5 protein-coding genes and 2 pseudogenes are annotated in these 4,092 nt (G+C 65.4%); 1 reads left to right on the forward strand and 6 read right to left on the reverse strand.

Annotated elements, in window-relative coordinates; all coding sequences use genetic code 11:
• Positions 1–107, reverse strand: a pseudogene (locus tag VL973_RS08620) (S-methyl-5'-thioadenosine phosphorylase); the annotation flags it as partial.
• A gap of 60 nt (positions 108–167) precedes the next feature.
• Between VL973_RS08620 and VL973_RS08625 the strand changes: the two are divergent.
• Positions 168–584, forward strand: coding sequence for a DUF2147 domain-containing protein (locus VL973_RS08625; protein ID WP_325283618.1), 417 nt, complete (start codon positions 168–170; stop codon positions 582–584).
• 6 nt (positions 585–590) lie between these two features.
• Here the strand turns inward: VL973_RS08625 and VL973_RS08630 are convergent, their stop codons facing one another.
• The 5 genes and pseudogenes from VL973_RS08630 to sufC form a co-directional block, all read right to left on the reverse strand.
• Positions 591–944: a HesB/IscA family protein gene (locus tag VL973_RS08630; protein WP_325283619.1), complete on the reverse strand. Its 354-nt coding sequence runs from the start codon at positions 942–944 to the stop codon at positions 591–593.
• Positions 944–1,408, reverse strand: coding sequence for an SUF system Fe-S cluster assembly protein (locus tag VL973_RS08635; RefSeq protein WP_325283620.1), 465 nt, complete (start codon positions 1,406–1,408; stop codon positions 944–946). Before VL973_RS08635 ends, VL973_RS08630 begins: the two co-directional genes overlap by 1 nt.
• Positions 1,408–2,622 carry a cysteine desulfurase gene (locus VL973_RS08640; RefSeq protein ID WP_325283621.1) on the reverse strand — a complete coding sequence of 405 codons (1,215 nt, stop codon included), beginning with the start codon at positions 2,620–2,622 and terminating at the stop codon, positions 1,408–1,410. Before VL973_RS08640 ends, VL973_RS08635 begins: the two co-directional genes overlap by 1 nt.
• A gap of 151 nt (positions 2,623–2,773) precedes the next feature.
• On the reverse strand, positions 2,774–3,850 hold the full coding sequence (locus VL973_RS08645) for a SufB/SufD family protein (RefSeq protein WP_325283622.1): 1,077 nt from the start codon (positions 3,848–3,850) through the stop codon (positions 2,774–2,776).
• Positions 3,847–4,092: pseudogene (gene sufC, locus VL973_RS08650) on the reverse strand (Fe-S cluster assembly ATPase SufC); the annotation flags it as partial. The gene VL973_RS08645 and the pseudogene sufC, both read right to left, overlap by 4 nt.

The following is a 4,092-nucleotide window of genomic DNA, read 5'->3' on the forward strand; positions in this document are numbered from 1 at the left end:
GATGGCGCGCCCCAGGGTGTTTCGATTTCGACCCAGCGGCCATCCTCGATCCCCTCCACATCATACAGGCCCGACCCGCCGATGATCCCGATCGTCCAGTCGCCCATGTCCCGACCCTTTCCAGTCATTGCCGCGAAAGCACCGGCGTCCTAATCCTGGTCGCCATGATGCGTAAGCCCCTGATTCCCGTCGCCGTCGCCGGCCTGTTCGTCGCCACCGCGCCCGCGCACGCCGCTGATCCGATTGCCGGGCGCTGGTTGACCGAGGGCGGACAGGCGGTCGTCAACATCCGCCCGTGCGGCCCGTCGCTGTGCGGGGCGATCGAGCGGGTGTTGAAGCCGACGCCGGGGGCGCCGACGACCGATGTCAAAAATCCCGATCCGGCGCTTCGCAACCGGCCCTTTGTCGGCATCAACATCCTGACCCGGTTCAAGGACGAGGGCACCGACTGGCGCGGGCAGATCTATGATCCGAAATCGGGCAAAACCTATCGCTCGATCCTGAAAGCAAGTGGCAACAGCCTGTCGGTAAAGGGTTGCGTTGCCGTGTTTTGTCGCAGCCAGAGCTGGACACGGGCGCGCTGAATCGGGTTAAACGGTAAAGCTCTCTCCGCAGCCACACGCGCCCTTGGCATTGGGATTGTTGAACACGAACCCGGCGGTGAAATCGTCCTCGACCCAGTCCATGGTCGAGCCGATCAGGTAAAGCACCGATCCGCCATCGACGAAGAAGGCGCCGTCGGGCGTTTCGATCCGCTCGTCCATCGGATCGGCGGTGGTGACGTAATCGACCGAATAGGCCAGACCCGAACAGCCCCGGCGCGGCGTGGACAGCTTTACGCCGATGGCATCGGCGGGCGCGCGCGACATCAGGTCGGCGACGCGCGCTTCGGCGGCGGGAGTCAGATGAATCGCCTGTGGGCGAGTGCGGGTGGCAGTTGTCATCACAGCATTCCCAGTTCAAGGCGGGCTTCGTCCGACATCTTCATCGGGTCCCAGGGCGGGTCCCAGACCAGATTCACATCGACCGCGCCGACGCCGGGCACCGCGCCGACGCGCAGTTCGACCTCCATCGGCATCGATTCAGCGACGGGGCAGTGGGGGGTGGTCAATGTCATGGTGACGGCGGCATGGCCGTCTTCTGACACCTCGACTCCATAAATCAGGCCAAGGTCGTAGATATTGACGGGTATTTCGGGATCAAAAATTTCCTTCAACGCCGCGATGATCGCATCATAGACGGCGCCGCCGGGTTGACCGCCCGCCGTCTCGACGGGCTTTTGCGAGAGGAAGCCGTCGAGGTAATCGCGCGTCCGCTCTGGCCGCGCGCCATCGTCCGCATCGCCAACGCGCGCGCGCGGCGGGCTTTCAACGGTTTCGACTTCTTCGACCTTGATCCTGTCATCCATTATCCGAAAATCCGTGTAACGCGTTCAATTCCCTTGACGAGTCGATCGATATCGGCCGGCCCGTTATAAACGCCGAAGCTGGCGCGCGCGGTGGCGAGGATTTCAAGTGCATCCATCAGCGGTTGCGCGCAGTGGTGGCCAGCGCGGATCGCAACATGGCCCTCATCCAATATGGTGCCGATGTCATGCGGATGCACCCCGTCGACCACGAAACTGACAATCCCCGCCGAGTCCGCCGGGCCGAACAGCCGCACCGAATTAAGCGCGGACAGTGCGTCGCGCGTCTGCTTCACCAAAACGGTCTCATGCGCGTGGATCGTATCCAGCCCGATCGCGTCGACATAATCAATCGCGGCATGGAGGCCCAGCACGCCGACGATATGCGGCGTGCCCGCCTCGAACCGGGCGGGGGCGGGAGCATAGCTGGTGCCCGCGAACGATACCTTGTCGATCATGGCGCCGCCGCCTTGCCATGGCGGCATGGCGTCAAGCAGGTCGGCCCGGCCCCACAGCACGCCGATGCCGGTGGGGCCATAGAGCTTGTGCGCTGAAAAGACGTAGAAATCGCAGTCGAGCGCCTGAACGTCGACGGCCATGCGCGGCACGGACTGACATCCGTCGAGCAGCAGTTTCGCGCCAACGCCATGCGCCAGATCGGCGGCGCGGCACGCGTCGAGAATGGCGCCGGTGACGTTCGACACATGCGCCAGCGCGACCAGCTTGTGCGCCGGCGTCAGCATCGCGGCCATCGCGTCGAGGTCGATCGAATGATCGTCGGTCAGCGGCACGACGTCGATTTCGACGCCCAGCCGCCCGGCGACCAATTGCCACGGCACGATGTTCGAGTGGTGCTCAAGCAGCGACAACAAGATGCGGTCGCCCGGCTTTAGATGCGTTGCAGCCCAGCTTTGCGCGACGAGGTTGATCCCCTCCGTCGCGCCGCGCACGAATATGCACTCGTCCGGGCTGCCCGCGCCGATAAAGTCCGCTACGCGGCGTCGCGCGGCTTCGTAGGCCAATGTCATGTCGGCCGAGCGTTGATAGACCCCGCGATGCACCGTGGCATAAGTGGTGTCATAGCCGCGGGTGATCGCATCGATCACCGCGCGTGGTTTCTGCGCGGTCGCGGCGGTGTCCAGATAAGCCCAGCCATCGGGGATCGCCGGAAAATCGGCGAGCAGGTCCAGCGGGCGCGCGTCGGCCATGACGGTCATGCGGCGCGCCTTCCTGGCTGTAACTTGTCAAACTTCACACCACGGGGGCCATGGAGTCCCCGCTCCAGCCGCCGCGCCGGGCGCAGCGGCAGGGCGGGGCGGGTGTGAGCCATGACGCGGCGATACACCGGCAAAGGCGTGTAGGACAGCATCACAGCGCCGCCGTCAGCCAGCGTTCGGCATCCGCCGTGAAGGCTTTGCGAACGGTATCTTCACCGATGCGGTCGATGGCATCGGCGACAAAGGCGCGGGTCAGCATTGCGGTCGCCAGCCCATGCGGGATGCCGCGCGATTTGAGATAGAACAGCGCGCGCTTGTCCAACTCACCCACCGTCGCGCCATGCGCGCACTTCACATCATCTGCGAAGATTTCGAGTTCGGGCTTGAGGTTCACCGTTGCCGTGCGATGCAAAAGAAGTCCGCGAAGTGACTGTTCACCATCGGTTTTCTGTGCGCCGCGAGCCACGTCGACGCGAGCGGCCAGGCTGGCGGCCGAACGGTCGGCGGCGACGGCGCGCCAATATTGCTTGCTCGACCCGTCAAGCGCGTCGTGCAGCACGGTGACGGCGCATTCCTTGCGCTCATCGCCGCGTGTCAGCAGCGCGCCGCCCATTTCGGCAAAACCGCCATTGCCGGTGACGTGCAGATGCCCGTCGATCCGCGCGGCGGCCCCGCCCGCGCCCAGGAAAATGCTGACAAGGCTGGCGGCCTGTCCGATCGTGGCTTCGTCGCGCAGCGACACGAAGCCGCTGTCCTGAAGGATGCGGACCGAACGCATCAGGCGCGCACCCTCAGCCAGCGCCAGCGTCGTCAGTCGGTTGGACCAGCCGGTGCCGATATAGGTTTCGACCACCGAAGCCACGGCATCGCGGCCAAGCTCGATCCGCCCGGGCAGGTGGTTTTCGCCGCCGGTGGCGACATGAACGATCTGAATATCGGTAACGGCGCGCTCGGCATCCAGCGACACGCGCCAGCCGGTGCCCGCGGTCGCGGCGGCGAGCGGGTGGTTGCTGTCGGCGCTCAGCGCCTCGACCGTGACGGGGCCGGGGGTGCTGCGCGCGGCGTCGAACACGCCGTCGACGAACACCAGGCGCGGACCTTCATCCTCGATCCAGAAATCCTCGACCGACGGCACGGCGGACGCGCGCGGGGTGGCGCGGGCGGCCTCAAGCGCGGACATGTCAGTCCAGCGCCACGCCTCCATCTTGTTGGTGGGCAGGTCGCTCACGCCGCGATCGCTCCGTAACCTTCGCGCTCCAGCTCCTTGGCCAGCTCCGGCCCGCCGGAGCGCACGATGCGACCGTCGGCCAGCACATGCACGAAATCGGGCTGCACATAGTCGAGCAGGCGTTGGTAATGGGTAATCAGCACGACCGCCTTGTCCGGCGCGCGCATGATGCGGTTGATGCCGTCGCCCACGATCCGCAGTGCGTCGATGTCCAGCCCGCTGTCGGTTTCATCCAGAATGGC

It is taken from the genome of Sphingomonas sp. (assembly GCF_035490575.1).
Classification (GTDB): Bacteria; Pseudomonadota; Alphaproteobacteria; order Sphingomonadales; family Sphingomonadaceae; genus Sphingomonas.